Source organism: Microbacterium sp. IO18 (assembly GCF_049099505.1).
Taxonomy (GTDB): Bacteria; Actinomycetota; Actinomycetes; order Actinomycetales; family Microbacteriaceae; genus Microbacterium; species Microbacterium aurugineum.
Window position 1 is genome coordinate 2,248,969 of the sequence record NZ_JBMJAF010000001.1, and the last position, 19,537, is coordinate 2,268,505.

Sequence of the window (19,537 nt, forward strand, 5' to 3'; positions counted from 1 at the left end):
TTCGAGGATAGCTCCCTTCGTTTCCGAATTGTCGAATCGATTCGATAGGCTGTGCGGCATGGATTCAGCCCTCACCCGATCGCAGTTCGTCCGCTGGCGTGCGGCGATCTTCGCCATCTTCCTGGCGAGCGGCCTCTCGATCGCGACCTGGGCGTCGCGCGTGCCCGGGATCAAGCAGGCACTTGATCTCGACAACGCGCAGGTCGGCCTGATCCTGCTCGGCATGGGCATCGCGTCGATCGTCGGCATCTCGACCGGCCCTGCTGTGATGGCACGCACCGGAGCGCGACGGGGGATGCTCCTGACGATGCTGACGTTCGCCACCGGCATCGTGCTCGTCGGGTTGGGCGCGAACGTCTTCGGCTCCGTCACGGTGGTCCTGATCGGCATGGCGCTGTTCGGCTTCGGCAACGGCTCGGTCGACGTGATGATGAACGTCGAGGCGACGGCGATCGAGCAGCAGATGAGGCGCACGATCCTTCCTGTGTTCCACGCCTTCTTCAGTTTCGGCACGGTCATCGGCGCGGCGATCGGCGCGCTGGCGGCCCAGCTCAGGATCGACGTCGCCACGCACGCCACCGTCATCGGCGTCCTGATCGCCGTGATCGCGGTGGTCTGCTTCTTCCAGGTGCCGTCGCGAGAGGCAGCTCTCGACCCGACGGATCACGAGAAGCCGCCGTTCCGCGCACGCATGCACACCGCGTTGGAGGCATGGCGCGAGCCTCGGACGTACCTGCTCGGCATGGTGATGCTCGGGATGTCGTTCGCCGAGGGAGGCGCGAACGACTGGATCGCGCTGGGCACCGAACAGGGGCACGGCTTCGCGGAGGGCACGGGGGCGGTATCCCTCGCGGTGTTCTCGATCGGGATGACGACGGTGCGACTGTTCGGCGGGCCGCTGGTCGACCGCTTCGGTCGCGTCCTGGTGCTGCGCATCCTCGCCGTCGCCGCGGCGTCCGGCATCCTGCTGTTCATCCTCGCGCCGACCTTCCCTCTCGTGCTCGTCGGTGCGGCGCTGTGGGGGGTCGGTGCCTCGCTCGGCTTCCCCCTGGGCATGTCCGCGGCGGCAGACGATCCGGCCAAGGCCGCGGCGCGGGTGAGCGCCGCCGCCACGATCGGCTACGTCGCCTTCCTCGGCGGCCCGCCCGTCCTCGGGGTCATCAGCGAGCACATCGGTCTGCTCAACACGCTGTTCATCCTGGTCGGGCTGGTCGTGCTGTCGGGGCTGTTCTCCGGAGCCGCCCGTCCACTCCGCGAAGACGAGAAGACACCGGTGGCGCGCACGGAGCAGGGCTGAGGCTCAGCCCTCGCGCCCACGCACCAGACCCCCGCTTACCGCCGAAACCCCCAAACTGCTGACGTCTGGAGACGGGGGTTTCGGCGGGAGGGCGGGGTCTCGCGTCGAAACCCCGCCACGCGGCCGCGGGACCCACCGCGCGGCCTTCCCGACGAAGTAGGCTCGACGGGTGCGTCTCGTCATCGCCCGCTGCTCGGTCGACTACACCGGTCGGCTCAATGCCCATCTCCCGCTCGCCACGCGTCTGCTCGTGCACAAGGGAGACGGGAGTCTGCTCGTGCACTCCGACGGTGGAAGCTACAAGCCGCTGAACTGGATGAGCCCGCCGTGCTCGCTGTCGAGCGAGGTTCCCGGCGAGGAAGAAGCGAGCGCCGGCGTCGTCGAGGTGTGGCGCGTGACGCACAAGAAGACCGGTGACGCACTGCGCGTGCAGATCTACGAGATCATCCACGACACGTCCCACGAGCTGGGCGTCGACCCCGGACTGCAGAAGGACGGCGTCGAGGCCGACCTGCAGCGGCTCCTCGCCGAACAGGTCGAACGCATCTCGGAGGGCGCGACGCTGGTGCGCCGCGAGTACCCCACGGCGATCGGACCGGTCGACCTTCTGGTGCGGGATGCCGACGGGGCCGCGATCGCCGTCGAGATCAAGCGACGCGGCGACATCGACGGCGTGGAGCAGCTGACCCGCTACCTCGAGCTGCTGGGCCGCGACCCCCACCTCTCCCCCGTCCAGGGTGTCTTCGCCGCGCAGGAGATCAAACCCCAAGCCCGTGTTCTCGCCGAAGACCGGGGCATCCGCTGCCTGGTGCTCGACTACGACGACATGAAGGGCATCGAGTCGGGCATCCCCCGCCTGTTCTGAGTCGTCCCCTTTCAGCGCGCGGCGATGAGCCGCGGCGTCGGTCCTTCCAGCCGCGCGATGGCGATCTTCACCTCGAAGACCTCCTGCTCGATGCGTGTGAACCTCACGTCGTACTTCGCCTCTTGCGCGTCGAACCTCGCGTCCACTGCCGCGAACCGCGCGTCCATGCGACTGATCATCCAGCCGAATCCGCCGACGGTGGCCACCAGAGTCGTCGCCGCGGTCGCCAAGATCGTGATGATTTCCATCGACACGTACATGCCCCCCATTCTCACCCGTGAAACCGCCGTTGTCACGACCTTATATGGAGACATTTCGCGTTCACATAAGGTGTGCATAAGGTCCTTAGGTGCACACCTGTGCAGGAAGCACGGTCATCCTCTCGCGGCACCCTAGGCTGGGAGCATGTCCCACTCCCCCTACTCCTGCGTACTGTGGGACGTCGACGGCACCATCGTCGATGCCTCCGTCGGCATCCTCCGTCGGCTCAACACCGCGCTCACGCACTTCGGCCACCCCGCGCCGACACGCGAGGAGCTGGTGCACTGGATCGGGCCTCCGATGTTCCAGTCGTTCCAGGACCAGGCCGGGATGACCCCGGAGCAGTCCGCCGAAGCAGTCGCCTTCTACCGCACACTCGGTAAGGCAGACGGGTACACGACCGACGTCGCGACCTACCCGGGAGTGACCGAGCTCATCAACGAGCTCCATGCCGCGGGCGTCCCCCAGGCGACGGCGAGCTCCAAACCCGAGAACCAGGTGGACGCACTCGTCGACCATTTCGGCCTCCGCCCGGCATTCCTGACCACCGTCGGCGCGACGCCGGATGAGGCGACCCTCGCATCGAAGACCGACATCGTCGCCGAGGCCCTCCGTCGCCTGCGCGACCTGGGCGCCGACACCTCGAATCCGGTGCTCGTCGGCGACCGGCACCACGACGTCGAGGGAGGCGCGGCCAACGGCGTGCCGGTGATCTTCGTCGAGTGGGGCTTCAGCGACCCCCATGAAGGAGACGACGCCGCATTCCGCGTCGGCTCCGTCCCCGAACTGCGCACGCTGCTGATCGGCAGCTGACCGCGAGCCGGCGGTCAGCGGGCACGTCGCTCATCGTGCCCGTGCGACCTCATCGCCCGGCAGAAGCACAGAACTCCCCGACGGAGTGCGCTCGTGACGCGCTCCGTTCGGGGAGTTCTGTGTCTCGCCCGTCTCAGACGGGGCGAATGTTCTCTGCCTGCAGGCCCTTGGGGCCCTGCGCCACATCGAACTCGACTCGCTGGTTCTCTTCGAGAGACCGGTAGCCGGATGACTGGATGGCGGAGTAGTGCGCGAAGACGTCAGCGCCTCCGTCGTCGGGGGAGATGAAGCCGAAGCCCTTCTCCGAGTTGAACCACTTGACCGTGCCCTGGGTGCTCATGTACTGCCTGTTCTGCTGGGTAAAAAGCCGACGCAGGGATGCCCCGACACCGCTAACGCTAGTGGAGGAGGCCCGGAGAGGAATAGCCGCGGCAAGAAGGTAATCCAAATGTTGCATGAGCGGCACACGGCCGTGATCCGGCAGGCGGGCGCGTGGGAGGGGGCATGGACGCCGCCCGGAAAATGGTGTGGCCCTCACCGCGGGGGGAGCGATGAGGGCCGAAGACGACCGGAGGGTGCGTCAGAAACAGCCTAGCTCCTTTTCGGAGGCCTTGTCCCCCTTTTGGGGGACAAATCCGAAAATCGGTGAGGACGACGATAGCGGCCCCCTCGAGTAGCCCATTGGGGACTGAACTACTCGAGAGGGCCCAATCGCATGCACGGATCGTCTTGGCCCTGGGGTGGCTCTTCCGTCTCCTGGGGAGAGACGGGGACGATCAATCCCCGTGTGCATGCACCTTCACCATAGGGGAGGAGGTGCGATCCCGCCATGGACGCCACCCCGGTGAGCTCGAACACGGCCGGAGTGCGGATCCCGCACGGATCATGGGTTCCGGGCGGAGATGGCGCGAACAGCACGCGAGTAGCCTGAAGCGGTGACGCTGCTCAACAAGGACATGACACTGTGCATCTCGCTGTCGGCGCGGCCGAGCAACAACGGGACACGGTTCCACAACCACCTCTACGAAGCGCTCGGGCTGAACTGGATCTACAAGGCCTTCGCGCCGACCGACCTCGCGCAGGCCATCGCCGGGGTGCGGGGACTCGGTATCCGCGGCTGTGCGATCTCGATGCCCTATAAAGAGGACGTCATCGCGCTGGTCGACCGGATGGACCCCTCCGCCACGGCGATCGACTCCGTCAACACCATCGTCAACGACGAGGGCGTGCTCACGGCGCACAACACCGACTACACGGCGATCGCGCAATTGATCGCGCGCAACGAGCTCGATCCGGCTGCGTCGGTCCTGCTCCGCGGTTCGGGAGGCATGGCCAAGGCGACCGCGGCAGCTTTCCGCGATGCCGGGTTCGGCGAGGTCACGATCGTCGCCAGGAACGAGACGAACGGACGCGGACTCGCGGCGTCGTACGGCTTCGGCTGGCGTGCGGACGTCGCGGACGCGACCGCCGACATCCTGGTCAACGTCACGCCGATCGGGATGACCGGCGGACCGGACGAGCACGCGCTGGCGTTCTCCGACACGACCGTCTCGACGGCTTCCGTCGTGTTCGACGTCGTCGCGCTCCCGGCGGAGACGCCCCTGATCAGGGCGGGACGAGCAGCGGGAGCGACGGTGATCACGGGTGCGGAAGTGGCTACCCTGCAGGCGCTCGAGCAGTTCGTCCTGTACACCGGCATCCGCCCGACCGCGGCGCAGGTGCAGGCCGCGGAGGAGTTCATGCGCGCGGGGACGGCGTGATCGCCGCGACGATACCTGGGTAGCCTAGGCGCATGAGCGCGCCTCGCACCGTACGAAGAGACACCCCCCGACGGACGACCGCCGCCCTGGCGACAGCAACGGTCATCGCCCTGACGCTGGCAGCCTGCACGGGCGGGGAAGCGACGCCGACGCCCGACGGGAGCCAAGGATTCCCCGATGACGGGTGCACGCACATCGCCATCGCGACGTCGTCGGAGAAGGTCAACATGCTCGACGAGCTCGCGACCGCCTTCAAGGACTCACCGGAGCACGAGTCGCTCGACACATGCGCCACGGTGCGCCCGACGAACGTGTCGTCCGGAAACGCCGCGCGCTACCTCACCTCGGGCGAGGACTGGCCGAGCGACGACCGCGCCCTGTGGCCGACGCTGTGGTCGCCGGCGTCGACCGTCTGGACCGATCGCGTGAGCGCAGCCGCCTCGGCGAACCTCGTCGGCTCGCCGGCATCGTTCACGCGCACGCCGGTCGTGTTCGGGATGCCCGAGCCGATGGCCAAGGCTCTCGGCTGGCCGGACGAGCCGATCAGCATCACCGACCTCGAAGGCCTGTGCCAGGACCCCGACGGGTGGGGGAGCGTCGGAAAGGACATCTGGGGCGCGTTCAAGATCTCGAAGACGAACCCGAACACCTCGACCACCGGGCTCTCGACCATCCTGATGCAGTCCTATGAGGCATCGGGCAAGGCGGAAGGGCTCACGTCCGCAGACGTCGACGCCGCCGCCGACTTCTCGCGCGTCTTCGAGGAGTGCGTGATCCACTACGGCGACACCACGGGAAACGTGCTCTCGACCCTGTACGACGAGACGCAGAACGGCGCCAACGGCTCCGCGTACGTGTCGGCCGTGGCGCTGGAGGAGACGTCCCTGCTCAACTACAACAAGGGCAACCCCGACTCCCACACCGTCCAGCCGGGCGAGACGCTGACCCCGCCGAAGACGAAGCTCGTCGCCGTCTACCCGTCCGGGGGCTCGATGTGGTCCGACAATCCCGTCACCGTGCTCGGTGCCGACTGGGTGACAGCGGAGCAGCGCACCGCGGGCGAGGCCTTCGCCGCCTTCCTGCAGACCACGGCGGCTCAGGAGATCCTCCCCGAGTACGGCTTCCGCCCGCTCGACGAGTCGGTCCCGCTGGGCGACCTGTTCACCGCCAACTTCGGGGTCGACCCGGCACAGCCCCGCGTGACGCTGCCCAAGCCCGAGGTCGACGTGATCTCGACCGCGATCGACCAGTGGACACAGGTGCGAAAGCCTTCGTCGGTGTTGGAGCTCATCGACATCTCGGGCTCGATGGACGAGCCGATCGGCGACGGACGCTCGCGCCTCGACGGTGCGATCCAGGGCGCGCAGACGACCCTCGACCACTTCCGCTCGACCGATGAGGTCGGGGTCTGGGCCTTCACGACGGATGTCGACTCCCCAGAGGGCGAGGGCATCCAGGTGCTGCGCCGTGTCACGCCGCTGGGCGCCGACGGCGAGAAGCTCGACTCCTCGCTCGATGATCTCCGGTACGCGCAGCGCAACGGCACGCCCCTGTACGACGCGGTCCTCACGGCCTACGAGGCCATGAGCGAGCGGGCAGAGCCCGGACGCATCAATGCGATCGTCGTCCTGTCCGACGGCGAAGACACCGACTCCTCCACGTCACTCGACTCGCTGATCGCGAAGATCGGCAAGAGCACGAAGGAGGGGGGCACCGACGCACCGGTGCGCATCTTCCCGATCGCCTACGGCTCCGGTGCCGACACCTCGGCCCTGCAGCGCATCGCCGACGCCACCGGAGGGCAGATGTTCGACGCCTCGGACGCCGAACGCATCGACCTCGTCTTCGCTTCCGTGATCAACAACTTCTGAGGTGGGCATGATCAGCACCACGACATCCGGTTCCGGCTGGATCGATGACGCGATCGCTGGTCTCGGCGCGGGTGACGTGTACGTGTCGCCCGACGTCTCCGACAGCTCCGGGCTGACCGAAGCGCTGACGGGAGTCGTGCCCTCCGACGGATCGGTCGCGGTCGTGGTGCTGCCGAAAGACGCCGGCATCGACAGCCCGTACAGCACCTACGTCCTCGAGAAGCTCGTCGGTGCGACCGATCAGCCGACCGTGGTGCTCGCCATCGGAGACGACCTCCAGGCCGCCTCGACGGCGATCGAGAGCGAGCAGGCCCTGTTCATCGCGAACACGAACGAGACGGCCGCAGACGGCGACACGCAGACCGCGCTGGTCGAGACCGTGCAGCAGATCGTCGACGAGACGCCGTCCGCGCCAGGAGCGGGTGCCGGTGGGGGAGGAGCGGACTGGCTGCTCCCCGTGATCATCGGCGGCACCGTGCTGGTGGCCGCCGCGGGGACGGCGATCGGGGTGCTCGCCCGGCGACGTCGCAAGCCCGAATCCCCTGCGACGGCGGATCCCGTGCCTCCCGGCATCCGACTTCGGGTGAATCGTCTGCGCGAACTCCGCAGCGACTACGCGAATCTGCCGAACTCCCCGACCGCTGCGGAGACGGCACACGGCATCGATACCCTCGCCTCGCACGTCGAGCAACTCTTCGTCCGCCTCGACGCCAAGGCGGAGGCCGACCAGATCGTGCTCGCGGAAGCCGAGTACTCCGACAAGCTCGCACGCCTCGTTGCGGCGCTCGAGCCCGACTACCTGCTCGATCTGCTGACGCGGCCCGACCTCTGGGACGCCCCGGACGAGCGCATCGGCGAAGTGCGCGAGGCACTGACAGGCGTGACCACGCAGATCGTCGACAACATCAAGCAGGTCAACGCCCGCACGGGTCTGCGCTTCCAAGTGTCGTTGGATTCCCTCATCGGCCGCTCGGAGTTGCGCGACTGGGAACGGCAGTTCCGGCAGAGCTCGGGGGAGTGAGGGTGAGATGAAGACCATCGGAGTACTCGGCGGAATGAGCTGGGAATCTTCTCTCGAGTGGTATCGGCTCGCGAACGAGCGCGTGCACGGGCGGCTCGGCGGTCACCACTCGGCGCGCATCCTGCTGGACTCGCTCGACTTCGCCGTGATCGAGGAGATGCAGGCGCGGGACGACTGGGACGCGGCAAGTGCTCTGCTCGCCGATCGCGCACGCGCGCTCGAGGGCGCCGGCGCCGAAGTGCTGGTGCTGTGCACGAACACGATGCACCTCGTCGCGGATCGGATCCAGAACGCGGTGACCATCCCCTTCCTCCACATCGCCGATGTCACCGCCGAGGCGATCGCCGCCTCCGGGATGCAGACGGTCGGGCTGCTCGGTACGGCGTTCACGATGGAGCGTCCGTTCTACGCCGAGCGCCTCGCGACCCACGGCATCCGCACCATCGTGCCGGAGGAGGACGACCGGGCGGCCGTGCACTCCGTCATCTATGACGAGCTCGTGCACGGCGTGATCCGCGAAGAATCACGCCGACGCTACGTCGAGGTGATCGAGCGTCTGGTGTCGCGGGGAGCCGAGGGCATCATCCTGGGCTGCACCGAGATCGAACTCCTCATCTCGGCCGCGGACGCTCCTGTTCCGGTGTTCCCGACGACGGCGCTGCACGTCGACGCCGCGGTCGATCTCGCCCTCGAGAACTCGTCCACGCCGTGAGTGCCCGGCGGAAGTGACGCGACTCGGCCCCGTCACCCCCGCCGGACGGGAGTTCACTCAGCCCTTCGCACCTTTGCGGGGCTTCAGGAACTCGTCTGGTGCACTCTTCTCGCGCTTGGCCGCACGCTTCTCCTTGAGCGTGAGCTGCGGCGCCTTCTTGCTTCCCCGACCCTGGATGGACTTGCCTGACATGGTTGCTCGCTTCCCCTTCTGTGGCTGGCGTAACCTCTGACCATAGCCCGTTGCCTGTGGAAGTCAAATTACTTTCTGACCGGGTTGTTTTTGCTACACTGGACACCGCTGAGCACGACGTGGACACAGCGCTGCGACGGGGACGACCCCGGGCCGCGGTCACCAGTCGGGGACGACCCCATCTCGAAGGAGTCCAGCGATGTCACGCACAGAGCTCAGACAGGTGATCAGCGGCACGGACATCGTCCGCATCGTCCTCGGATGGGGTGCCTTCGCGGCTCTCCTCCTGCTGCACCCGGTGTTGGCCGCCCCCGTGGCCGCCCCGGTCCTCGTGATCGCCCTCGGCGCGATCATCGCCGTGATCCTCGTGTGCGCGTTCGGTGTGGTGAAGCAGGCCGAGGCCCTCGCCCATCGACTCGGCGACCCCTACGGCTCGCTCGTCCTGACGCTGTCGATCGTCCTCATCGAAGTCATCCTGATCTCGGCGGTCATGCTCGGCCCGGGAGAGCACGCCACCATCGCGCGCGACTCCGTCCTGGCCGTCGCGATGATCATCCTGAACCTCGTGATCGGACTCGCCCTCCTGCTCGGCGGAATCCGCCACCGCGGCATGGCGCACAACCGCACCGGTACGTCGGCGTACCTGTCGATGCTCATCGTCCTCCTCGCGCTGGCCTTCGGCCTCCCGGCCCTCATCGGCACGGACGGGTCGTTCACGACCGCGCAGGAGATCCCGGTCATCATCCTCACCGTCCTGCTGTACGCGTTCTTCCTGTACCGGCAGATGGGTGCGCAGGCGAGCGACTTCACCGAGGTCGACCCGCGCCTGCCGCAGAGCCCGCTGCACAAGGAAGAGTCCGAAGCCGGCGGGGGGATCCGTCAGGTCGTGGCCGAGCACCGCACCGAGGTCCTCGTCCGCCTCGCTCTGCTGGTGGTCACCGTCATCCCGATCGTGCTGCTGTCGCACGACATGGCGGCACTCCTCGATGACGGTCTGGGTCGCCTGGGCGCCCCGGTCGCCCTCGCCGGTGTGCTCATCGCGGGCATCGTCTTCCTCCCCGAGTCCATCACGGCCGTGCGAGCGGCCCTCGGCGGCGAAGCCCAGCGGGTGAACAACCTCTGCCACGGCGCCCTGGTGTCCACGGTGGGACTCACCATCCCCGCGGTGCTGATCATCGGCATGTTCACCGGCCAGACCGTGGTCCTCGCTGAGTCGCCGGCGAACCTGCTGATGCTCGCCGTCACGCTGCTGCTCTCGGTGACGACCTTCGCTGCCCGGCGCGTGACCGCGATGCACGGTGCCGCACACCTGGTGACGTTCGCCGTCTACCTCGTCGTGCTGTTCAGCTGAGGCGTCGACCACCGATCGAACGGAACGTCCACCTAGACTGGCCGCTGTGAGGGCGACCCAACGACCATCGGCGTCTGCCACGATCGACGCCGTGACGTGGGGACGCCTCTACTTCGCCGTCCAAGCCGCCGCCGGCGCCGCCTGGTGGGTCGCGGTGTTCAGCCTTCCGACCGTCCGCACCGCGACGCTGGGCGCGCTCGACTTCCGGATCGTCGCCGCACTGGACATCCCGTTCTTCGTGATCGCGTCGGCCCTGGTCGCGTGCGGTGTGCGGAAGGCCGTCTGGATCGCGGCACCGTGGACCGTGCTGGTCGCGATCGGAATGGTCGGGTACGCCACGGTGACGGCGACCGCGAGCTGGGGTGCCCTTCTGATGGTGGCGGCAGCGGCAGGATCGACCGCTGCCGCGGTCGTCCTCCTGCTGGGGCGCGTGCCCTCGGAATGGCTGCTCATCGGGCCGTTCCGGTTCCGTCCGGCGGCGGAGGCCAGTGCCAGGACGCTCGTGTCGAAGACCACGCTCCAGACCCTCGTCTTCTCGGGGACGTTCCTCGTGACTCTGCCCGCGATCATCGCCGGTTTGGAGTGGCGCTGGGGACTGCATTTCGCCTTCCCCCCTGCCGTCCGCGTCGGCGGAGCCGTCCTGTTCGTCGCGGCGTTCGCGCTCTCGACCTGGTCCTCCACTGCGATGGCCCTGCAAGGGGCCGGCACGCCGTTGCCGTCGTCGACGCCGCGCCGGCTCGTGATCACGGGCCCGTACCGCTTCGTCCGCAATCCGATGGCGATCGGCGGGATCGCGCAGGGCGTGGCCATCGGTCTGATGGTCGGCTCCTGGCTCGTGATCGTCTATGCGCTCAGCGGCTCCCTCGTGTGGAACGCGCTGGTCCGCCCGCTCGAGGAGGCCGACCTCGAGGAACGTTTCGGATCGGCGTTCCGCACCTACCGCGACCGGGTCTCCTGTTGGATCCCGCGACGACCGCTCATCGCGTCCGCGGGCTGAGCGGTACCGAAGCGCCGCCGACCGATCAGAAGTCCGCCCGCGAGGAGGAGCAACAGCCCGATCCCGGCGAACAGAGACGCGGAAGGCCCATCGAGACCCGTCGACGGCAAGCCGCCGCCACCTCCCTGATCCGGATCCGGAGGCAGGACCGGATACACGTTCGTGATCGCGGCGATCTGCGAGAACGGCGGTTCCGCTCCCTCCGTGGCGGGCGTGGTGATCGTCACGGTCTGTCCGTCGTTGATCCGGGAATCCTCTCCGAACGCGCCGACCGCTCCGGTCTCGGAGACCTGACACACCGACCCGAGAGGAAGTCCGTCCAGACGCGTGCGCAGGTCGCTCGCGCTCGAGACGCTGAGGATGCCGTCGTCCGGCAGCACCAGCGGGACCCCGGCGACCGTACACTCGACCAGGAACTCGAAGACATCCGGCGCACGGTCGGCGTCACCGGCCACGACCTTCTGCACCGCGAGGTCGCCGTCCAACAGCGTCACCCCGGCCTGCACAGGGGCCACGGAGTACTCGCGCCCGCCCGCAGCCGTTCCCACGGCGCCCATCTGGTTCCACGCGAAGCCGCCGGCGTCGGGAACGGTGATCGGAGCGAGGTCCGGGTACGCGGTCGACTCCGGGACGTTCTGCGTCTCGTAGTGCAGCGCGAGCACCTGACCCGGCGCGAACGCCCCCTGGGCCGTGCCCGTGAAGTCGATCGTGACCCGGATACCGGTGACCTCCTCCCACGCTCCCGTGTACGAGAGCACCGGCACCCAGGTGGCGGTGGTCTCACAGAGCAGATCACCGAACCACGCAGAGCTCGAGCCGGTCCCCACGCACGGCGACGCGGACGTCGTGACATCGAGCGTCAGGGTCGCTCCGCTGGGGAGGACGTTCGCGGCGAGCGACTCCGGAAGGAGCACCGGGTCGAACGTGCTGTTGCGTGCGCCACCGGTCGCGAGCATCCGGTCGCCGATGCGCGGCAGGGGATCCACGATCGACACGGTCTCGAAGCCGACGGTCCCGCTGTTCACGACGGACAGCCGCCAGTCGTCGGTCGCGCCGACCGCCGTGTAGGCAGCGCACGGCGTGCGAGTGTATCCGTCGGGGTCCAGCGGGCATGCCGCGTCGGGGTTGTTCAGGTTGACCTGACCGTCGACCAGATCACCGTAGACCTCACCCTTGACGTACTTGTACGCGGCGAGGGATCCGCCCGGCGACGGCTGCACGTAGTTGGTCGTGCCGCACTGATCGGGGTCCAGATCGGGCACCGTGCCCTCGCCGTTCCCGGACGTGTTGGTGCACGCGGTGAGCTCTTCCTCGGTGGTCACGACGAACGTGTTCGTCGTGAAGCCGTCGAGAGCGAGTCCCGGAGCGAGCACGAGGTTCACGGTGATCGTGAAGACCTCGCCGGGCGACATCCGGTTCCCGCCGTCCGGCCAGGTGAACGTCACGTTCTTCCCGGTGTCGTCGATCAACGCGGACACGTCGGTCGACAGCGTTCCACCTGCCGAGGTCTGGTAGATCGGAGGGGAGAAGTCCCAATCGAGGTACTCGGGGAGCGTGTCCTCGAGCTGGTCGATCGTGAGGAACCCCGTCCCGGTGTTCGTGAACTGCAGCGTCCACGGGAGGCTCGCGCCGATGGAGACGACGTGACTCGATCCGGGCTGCGACTTGACGACGTCGATCTCGTGCGTCCCGGGGTCGATCGCCAGTTCGGCGTCGGCGTCGGCATCTGCGTCGGCGAACAGCCCATCGAGCCTCTCGCTCACGACCGTCGCCGCGTTCGGCAATGCGGACGGAAGAACGAGCGCGGATCCGTCGCGCTGGGTCGCCAGCACGACGACGTCGAAGGCGAGCTGCGCGGTCCAGTCCTCCGGAGGGGCCGTTCGTGAGAAGACCTCGCCGGCGGCGTTGCGGAACACCGCCCGGAGACCGATGATCTGCGCCGGGTCCGTGCCCGCGGGGAGTGCCCCGGTCGCCGCGAAGGCCCCTTCCACCCAGGTGGTGCCCACGAGCGCATCGACCCGCACCTGATCGGCGCCGGCGGGCAGCACGGTGCTCAGCGCCGGGTCGGGCGCGAGCTGCACGCCGTTCCAGAAGTCCGCGTCGGCGTCCGTGATGGTCACCTGCTGGGTGGCCGCGGTCGACGCGCCATCCGTCGCCTCCAGCGTCACGGTGACGGGGTCGTCGAGCTCGGTCTCGAGGATCGCATCCGGATCGATGGTCTTCGCGAGGGTCGCGTCGAGCAGAGCGCTGACGAGGACCACCGTGTCGTTCGCTGTGTCGCTCGGAGTCGAGGCGTTGCCGGAAGGCGTCAGCACGGGGTCGTAGGACTGGGCGATGACGTCGTTGGCGACGGTGCCGGGCTCGACGAGCTGGTCCGCATCTGAGCGCTCGAACTGTCGCACCTTGGTGACGATCTCGATACCCAGATCCTCGCCGGCACGGATGCTGCCGCCCTCGGTCGCCGGATCGATGCCGTGGAAGACGACGCTGACCCCGACCACCGTCGCGAGCGCATCCGTGGCGAGCCCTCCCGCGTCGGTGAGGGAGAGCGTGCGGGTGCTGAGCGTCCCGTCCGCCGCGCGGTCCCACAGGGTGACGGTCGAGGCGTCCGGGTCGACCTGGTCCGCCGGGTAGGTGAAGGAGAGCGACTGCACGTCGACCCGCTCGTACGGGTTGGTGTCGGGGTCGTAGTCCGCGCCGTCGAACGGATCGTCCGCCCAGGCATCCGGTGCGCTCACACACTGGTCCGCCGCGCCGGCGACACAAGGGATCGGGTCGGTCACCCGCAGGTATGAGGCGCGCGCCGTGCTGTCGTTCCTCGCCTCGATGTCGAAGGTCACGTTCGGATAGTTCACGGGATCCACGTCGGCGGACTCGGGAATCGTCACCGTCGCGGGGGTGACCGTCTTGTCCACCGAGACGAGGGGAGGCTGGTCGATGAGGGTGATGTTGTCCTGCTCGATGTCGCTCCCGTTCCCCGCCGCCGACGTCCAGTCGCCGCGCAGGCTGTTCCAGACGATGCCGGGGTCGGAGTCGTTGAACGTCTCATCGGCGCTGACCCACCGGTCCGCCGTCGCGGTCTCGTCGCGGACGACGTTGCGCAGCTCCCAGGTGAGGAAGGTCGGCCGGTACTGCCCGACTGCCGACGTCGCCAGTCCGGAGCCGGGTTCGGGTCTCGTCGGATCCGTGCTCGCGGTCCGTGCGGCATCGTCCGGCTCATAGATCATCAGGACACCCGTGGTGCCGGCGGTCTGCTCCGGCGTGAGGGTGTAGCCGACGAAACCGTCCGCCCCCATCCAGGAGCCCCCGGGGGCGGCGATCGGGGTCCATGCACCGTCCACGAACAGCCAGACCTCGGTGATGTCATCCCACGCGAGCAGCGGATCGTCCTCGAGGGTGACCGGATCGACGCTCAGCAGATCGAAGGCCTGGAAGACGGTGCTCGCTGGCCCGGGCGGATCCGAGTCCGGGGTCGTGGCGGGATCGGTGAGCACGAGGGTGTCGATGCCCCTGGTCCCGGTCCGCCACTCGTTGCGCGTCGAGACGATCGCGCCGGACTGCGCATCGAGGAAGTCGACATCCGTGGTCTTGTCGCTCGTCTGGACCCACCGCTTGTTCGCGTCGATGCCCACGCCCTCGTCCGTGGCGGGGGTCTGGACGCCGATCGTGTCCTGATCGGTGACGACATCGCTGTCGATCCCATCCGGAAGACCGTCGACCTCACCGTGGCTCTGCGCGCTGGCCTCGTTCTCGTAGACGGTGGGCACCTGTGCCGACTGTTCGTCCTCCGGGTCGTCCCGGGGGTCGGTGGGGCCGGATCCGTCGCGCAGATCGGTCCGCGCATCGAATACGAGGTTCGGCACGACGCTGAACCCCTGCGCGAACCCGTCGGGGTTGTCGAACGTGAAGCGGATGCCCGTGACATCCGAGGGCACGTCGGGTGGGGTGAGCGCGGCGGCGAACTCGGCGCGGCTCATCTGGAACGTCTCGGCGGTCGCGCCCGTGCTGACCGTGGCGAGCGTGACCCAGGAACCGTCCGGGCGCTGGTACTCGACGGTGGCCGTGGTGTTCGGCGGCACCTGGGTCGGCGCGATCGCCACGATGTCGAAGGCGTTCCAGAAGTCGTCGGTCTGGTCGTCGCGCCAGGAGTCCTCGACGACGATCTCGGTCGAATCGACCTGTGCGACGCCGGTCTGGGTGGTCGCGGTCAGGCTGGCGACGACGCTGTTGCCCGGCTCGACCGCGCCTCCTGGTGTGATCTGCTTGTCGAGCGCGACGCCGATCTGGGGGTAGTAGACCCCGATGTCATCGGACGCCTCGCTGTCGGCGGTCCCGACGTCGTTCGTCGCCGTGACGTCGATCGTGTTCGTGCGCTGATGCGTCGGTGCCGCCTCACTGACGAGTGACAGCCCGGGCTCGATGGCGACATCGACGGTCGCGACGGTGGTCGCCGGGATCTGCCCCGTGAACTCGATCACGAAGCCGGTGACCGTGCCCGCGGGTGGTACCGGGGAGGAGCCGTCCGCGAAGGCGACCGGGGCCTGCGGAACTCCGTCGATGTACCAGGTGATCGTGCCCCCGGTGGCGCCTGCCGGGTAATCGATCCCGGACGGGAAGCCACCGAAGACCATGTCGGCGTCGAAGAAGCCCACGTCGGAGATCGTCAGGCTCTGCACGGGGCCGTTCGACGTGTTCGTCGCCGTCAGCTCGGCCGAGGCCTCTCCGCCCGCTGCGAGTTCGGCGGGGGTGATCGTCTTGCCCGCGAGCACATCGACGGTCAGCGATCCGATCTCGTAGGGCGCCGTTGCGACATCGCTCTCCGTCGCGCCGCCGGGAGCGTTCACGGCAGAGGTGATGCTGTTGGTGACCGTGTCGCCGCCCGCCAGCGAACTGTCGTCGTTGCGATCCGTCTCGCGCTGTTCCACGACGAAGGCCGTCGAGGCGGCGGCGTCGGACTCGACCGTTCCCCCGGCGTACGTCAGCCGGATACCACCGACATCCGCCGGATCCGTCCCTGCCGGAAGAGCCGGGGTGGCGGCGGGCGTGCCCGGCTGCCAGCTCCAGGTCCCCGCGACCTCGTCGTACGTGTAGACGTCGACCTGCACCGTGGTGGCCGCAGGAGGCAGGCTCGTCGCGCCGAATCCCTGGAAGTCGACGATGCGGAAGGGGTTGTCCGCGCCGAGCGTCGTCGCCCCGTCCACCGCGCTCGTGGGCTCCTGGATCACGAGCGAATCGGCCCCGACGTTCGACTGGTTCTGCGCACCCATCGTGATGGTCGAGGCCACGCCCGGGTCGAACTGCTGTGATTCGGGCAACCAGCTCTTGCTGGCTTCGACGCCGATGACCGTCTCGACCGTGACGACGGCGTCCGCACTGTCCTGGATCGTCGCGGGAACGTCTCCGGGACCGTTGTCCCAGTCCGCCGTCGCCGTGTTGGTGACGGTGTCGCCGTTGTATGCCCAGTCGGCCGGAAGATCCAGGGGCGCTCGCAGCACGACACTCAGCTTCAACGTCCCGCCCGCTTCGAGTCCGATCCCTCCGTCCACCGGCTGCTGGAAGACGACCTGGACCGTGCAGTCGTCGCTGACCTCGACCGGCACGCCGCCTTCTTCGACGCACCCGGTGGTCGTCGCGGTCAACGGGAGCGTGGAGGGTGTGAACGAGGAACCGACGTATTGGAAACCCTCGAACTCGGCGGGCAACGTGTCCGTGAGGACGACGTTGAGGCAGTCCACGTCATCACAGACCAGGTCGACCGTGTACGTGAACTCGTCGCCGGGTTGGAGAGTGTCCTGCGTTTCCAGGTCGTCGACGCGCTTGTCGATGCGCAGCGACGACTCCGCGGCCTGCGCGGCGAGGGGAACGGCGAACCCGGCCCCGACGAGTCCGAAGATCGCGACGAGAGCGAGCAGGAGGCGGCGCAGCCGGTGTTCAGCGGGTCGAGACGTCGTGGACATGGTGCTCGTTTCGTGGGGAAGCCACAGGGCAACGAAGGAGTGCGTGTCGTCTGGAGTTTAGGAGCCGAGATGGTTCTCTACCAGGGGTTGTGGACGCTCTCTCACCCGCGTGGGGTGAGGACGACCACGACCTCTGGGATAGTTGCCTCACACGTGACGTTCCGCACTCCAGGAGGACCCATGACCCGCACATACGTCGTCACCGGCGCGGCATCCGGCATCGGCGCCGCGACCGCAGAGCTGCTCCGCGCACAGGGACACACCGTGATCGGCGTCGATCTCGCAGGCGTCGAGGTGTCCGGAGACCTGTCGACCGCCGAGGGTCGCGCCACCGCGGCCGAGGATGTGATCTCTCTTGCAGGCGGCAGCATCGACGCGGTCATCGCCTGCGCCGGCATCTCCGCACCGATCGCGAAGACGGTGGCGATCAACTTCTTCGGCGTCACCGAGTTCCTCACCGCACTCCTGCCGAAGCTGAGCCTCGCGGATCAGCCGCGCGCCGCGGTGGTGTCATCGATGGCGTCGCTGCACCCGGTGTCGGCCGAACTCGTCGATGCGGCTCTGGCCGGCGACGAGTCCCTGGCGCTGACGATCGGCGACCGACTCGCAGCCACCCCCGAGACCGGCTACCTCAACTACTCCTCGAGCAAGCGCGCCCTCTCACGCTGGGTTCGCCGTGAATCCGTCTCGGCGGCCTGGGCCGGAGCCGGCATCCCCCTCAACGCCGTCGCACCCGGCACCGTCACGACGCCCATGACCTCAGGCCTGCTCGCGAGCCCCGAGGGCCTCGCCCAGGTCGACGCCGCGGTGCCGATGCCGCTCAACTACCACCAGCCGGCTTCGTCGATCGCCGAGCTCCTGGTGTGGCTGACGAGCCCGGTCAACACGCACATGGCCGGACAGACGATCTACTGCGACGGCGGGGCTGATGCCGTCCTGCGTGGAGACGACATCTGGTCCTGGAACGACGCCCCGCGCGGGTGATGTCGCTTGATCGATCCTGCGTCGGCGACAGGAGGTGACTGTGGGTGAAGTGAAGATCGAAGTGGTCGATCCGCAGACATCGACGGGGTCGCGGTCGGCGCGGCCGAAGCGCACGTGCACCCCGGCGATCCCGCCGAGGTCGAGATCGCTGTCCGCGATGATCACCGGCGGCGCGGGATCGGCGGGGCACTGCTCCGCGCCGTGAGGGAAGCACTGCGACCCTCGGCCACGGTGATCCGCGCCGAGACGTATTCCGATGACGGAGTCTCGTTCGCCTGGTCCGCTGGACTGAGGGTCGGCAGCCGCGAGAGCCGGCAGATCGTCGGCCTTCCGATATCCGAGGGAACGCTTGCCGACCAGGACGAACGTCCTGACGACATCGACATCCGCTCGTGGTCCGGGCCCTGTCCCGATGAGTTACTCGAAGGGTGGGCGCGACTCCGATCACGCATGTCGGACGAGGTGCCGATGGGCACTCTCACCCGCTCGACGATGCGCCCTGATGTCCAAGCCGTCCGCCGCAATGAGCGACGTATGTCCGAACAGGGATACATCCTGGTGCGGAGTCTGGCGCGTGCGGGCGAGGAATCCGTCGGGTACACGGAGATCCTGCTCTCCCGCTCTGATCCCGAGGTCGCGCATCAGGACGACACCTTCGTCGAAGAGCGGGTGCGCGGTCGCGGCGTCGGACGCGCGCTGAAAGTCGCCAATGCCCGTCTGCTAATGAGCCTTCCGGAGAGCACCGGGGCACGGATCCTGCAGACCTACACCGAGCCGACGAACACACCGATGCTCACGCTCAATCGCTCCTTCGGCTTCGAGGAGGCGGATGTGCTGACCGTGCTCGAGGGCCCGCTCGCCTGAGCGTGATGTCCAGCTCGTCGACCGCTGCAACCTGCTGACGTTCCGTGGGCTGCGGGGATCTGGAACGTGTACGCCAGACCGCGGTGACCTCTAGCGCCAGAACGAAGCACCGTACCCCGTCAAGGCGACGAGGAAGAGCAATGCCGCCAGCGTGAACAGAACACGGCGAGCAGCTGCGTTCCGGGCCAGAAGCGTCGCGAGCGGCGACAGAACGACGACGGCCGGCAGGAGGAACCCGAGTGTCGTGACGACCGTGAGCAGCCCGGATCCCGACGAATCGTGGATGGCCCCCACCGCCAGCACGACCGCTGCGCCGATGAGGATCGCCCCCACGTCACCGAGCAGAATGACCCCGACGCGACGCGAAAATCGCGTGATCAGCCCACCCAATGCTCGTATGCCTGCTCCGGCAGCGAACGCGGACATAGCCGCAGTCGCTGCCGACGAGTAGGCGGTCAACGGGGCCCCGGCCGCCGCCCAGCTGACGAGGCTGATCACGCCCGCAAAGACGGCGACGGTCGCCCCCGCGGTGAGAACATGCTCCGCATTCGAGAGCTGTGGATGTGGCCGGGGTTCACTCACGCTCATCAAA

At 68.1% G+C, this 19,537-nt stretch carries 16 protein-coding genes and 1 pseudogene; 12 read left to right on the forward strand and 5 right to left on the reverse strand.

The genetic code is table 11. The features are described 5' to 3' along the window. The first annotated feature begins 58 nt into the window (after positions 1–58). The gene (locus ACLF6J_RS10705; RefSeq protein WP_047523467.1) at positions 59–1,297 is read left to right on the forward strand and encodes an MFS transporter; all 1,239 of its coding nucleotides are present in this window, start codon (positions 59–61) and stop codon (positions 1,295–1,297) included. Positions 1,298–1,466: 169 nt separating this feature from the next. After that, the gene (gene nucS, locus ACLF6J_RS10710) at positions 1,467–2,162 is read left to right on the forward strand and encodes an endonuclease NucS (RefSeq protein ID WP_047522024.1); all 696 of its coding nucleotides are present in this window, start codon (positions 1,467–1,469) and stop codon (positions 2,160–2,162) included. A gap of 11 nt (positions 2,163–2,173) precedes the next feature. On the opposite strand, the gene ACLF6J_RS10715 is transcribed toward nucS, so the two are convergent. Further along, positions 2,174–2,422 carry a response regulator gene (locus ACLF6J_RS10715; protein ID WP_134352610.1) on the reverse strand — a complete coding sequence of 83 codons (249 nt, stop codon included), beginning with the start codon at positions 2,420–2,422 and terminating at the stop codon, positions 2,174–2,176. Positions 2,423–2,567: 145 nt separating this feature from the next. On the opposite strand from ACLF6J_RS10715, the gene ACLF6J_RS10720 reads away from it, so the two are divergent. Then, positions 2,568–3,236, forward strand: coding sequence for an HAD hydrolase-like protein (locus ACLF6J_RS10720; protein WP_134352609.1), 669 nt, complete (start codon positions 2,568–2,570; stop codon positions 3,234–3,236). Between the two features lie 133 nt (positions 3,237–3,369). Here ACLF6J_RS10720 and ACLF6J_RS10725 read toward each other — a convergent pair whose 3' ends face one another. Then, positions 3,370–3,576: a cold-shock protein gene (locus ACLF6J_RS10725; protein WP_017203899.1), complete on the reverse strand. Its 207-nt coding sequence runs from the start codon at positions 3,574–3,576 to the stop codon at positions 3,370–3,372. A 595-nt stretch (positions 3,577–4,171) separates the two neighbouring features. Between ACLF6J_RS10725 and ACLF6J_RS10730 the strand changes: the two genes are divergently transcribed. The 4 genes from ACLF6J_RS10730 to ACLF6J_RS10745 are packed head-to-tail and all read left to right on the forward strand — an operon-like array spanning position 4,172 to position 8,600. Then, the gene (locus ACLF6J_RS10730; protein ID WP_256535467.1) at positions 4,172–4,996 is read left to right on the forward strand and encodes a shikimate 5-dehydrogenase; all 825 of its coding nucleotides are present in this window, start codon (positions 4,172–4,174) and stop codon (positions 4,994–4,996) included. 32 nt (positions 4,997–5,028) lie between these two features. Next, a complete protein-coding gene (locus ACLF6J_RS10735; protein WP_134352608.1) occupies positions 5,029–6,867 on the forward strand; it encodes a substrate-binding and vWA domain-containing protein in 1,839 nt (612 codons plus the stop codon). A 7-nt stretch (positions 6,868–6,874) separates the two neighbouring features. Then, positions 6,875–7,888 (forward strand): hypothetical protein, encoded by a 1,014-nt coding sequence (locus tag ACLF6J_RS10740; RefSeq protein WP_134352607.1) that lies wholly within the window; start codon positions 6,875–6,877, stop codon positions 7,886–7,888. Positions 7,889–7,895: 7 nt separating this feature from the next. Continuing rightward, positions 7,896–8,600, forward strand: a complete 705-nt coding sequence (locus tag ACLF6J_RS10745; RefSeq protein ID WP_134352606.1) for an aspartate/glutamate racemase family protein — start codon at positions 7,896–7,898, stop codon at positions 8,598–8,600. A 57-nt stretch (positions 8,601–8,657) separates the two neighbouring features. Here the strand turns inward: ACLF6J_RS10745 and ACLF6J_RS10750 are convergent, their stop codons facing one another. Beyond that, positions 8,658–8,792 carry a hypothetical protein gene (locus tag ACLF6J_RS10750; protein ID WP_269406747.1) on the reverse strand — a complete coding sequence of 45 codons (135 nt, stop codon included), beginning with the start codon at positions 8,790–8,792 and terminating at the stop codon, positions 8,658–8,660. A 199-nt stretch (positions 8,793–8,991) separates the two neighbouring features. Here ACLF6J_RS10750 and ACLF6J_RS10755 point away from each other — a divergent pair, with 199 nt between their 5' ends. Further along, on the forward strand, positions 8,992–10,143 hold the full coding sequence (locus ACLF6J_RS10755) for a calcium:proton antiporter (protein ID WP_134352605.1): 1,152 nt from the start codon (positions 8,992–8,994) through the stop codon (positions 10,141–10,143). A gap of 46 nt (positions 10,144–10,189) precedes the next feature. Beyond that, entirely contained in the window at positions 10,190–11,140 is a 951-nt protein-coding gene (locus ACLF6J_RS10760) for a methyltransferase family protein (protein WP_244093547.1), read from the forward strand. Here the strand turns inward: ACLF6J_RS10760 and ACLF6J_RS10765 are convergent. Further along, a complete protein-coding gene (locus ACLF6J_RS10765; RefSeq protein WP_421076878.1) occupies positions 11,080–17,097 on the reverse strand; it encodes a DUF5979 domain-containing protein in 6,018 nt (2,005 codons plus the stop codon). The two genes, ACLF6J_RS10760 and ACLF6J_RS10765, sit on opposite strands and share 61 nt — an antisense overlap. 180 nt (positions 17,098–17,277) lie before the next feature. On the opposite strand from ACLF6J_RS10765, the gene ACLF6J_RS10770 reads away from it, so the two are divergent. The 3 genes and pseudogenes from ACLF6J_RS10770 (at position 17,278) to ACLF6J_RS10780 (ending at position 18,945) form a co-directional block, all read left to right on the forward strand. After that, positions 17,278–18,081, forward strand: coding sequence for an SDR family oxidoreductase (locus ACLF6J_RS10770; RefSeq protein ID WP_134352603.1), 804 nt, complete (start codon positions 17,278–17,280; stop codon positions 18,079–18,081). 78 nt (positions 18,082–18,159) lie between these two features. Beyond that, a pseudogene (locus tag ACLF6J_RS10775) lies at positions 18,160–18,294 on the forward strand (GNAT family N-acetyltransferase); the annotation flags it as partial. Between the two features lie 321 nt (positions 18,295–18,615). Next, the gene (locus tag ACLF6J_RS10780; RefSeq protein WP_244093686.1) at positions 18,616–18,945 is read left to right on the forward strand and encodes a GNAT family N-acetyltransferase; all 330 of its coding nucleotides are present in this window, start codon (positions 18,616–18,618) and stop codon (positions 18,943–18,945) included. A 90-nt stretch (positions 18,946–19,035) separates the two neighbouring features. Here the strand turns inward: ACLF6J_RS10780 and ACLF6J_RS10785 are convergent, their stop codons facing one another. Continuing rightward, on the reverse strand, positions 19,036–19,527 hold the full coding sequence (locus ACLF6J_RS10785) for a hypothetical protein (RefSeq protein WP_134352601.1): 492 nt from the start codon (positions 19,525–19,527) through the stop codon (positions 19,036–19,038). Positions 19,528–19,537 lie beyond the last annotated feature (10 nt).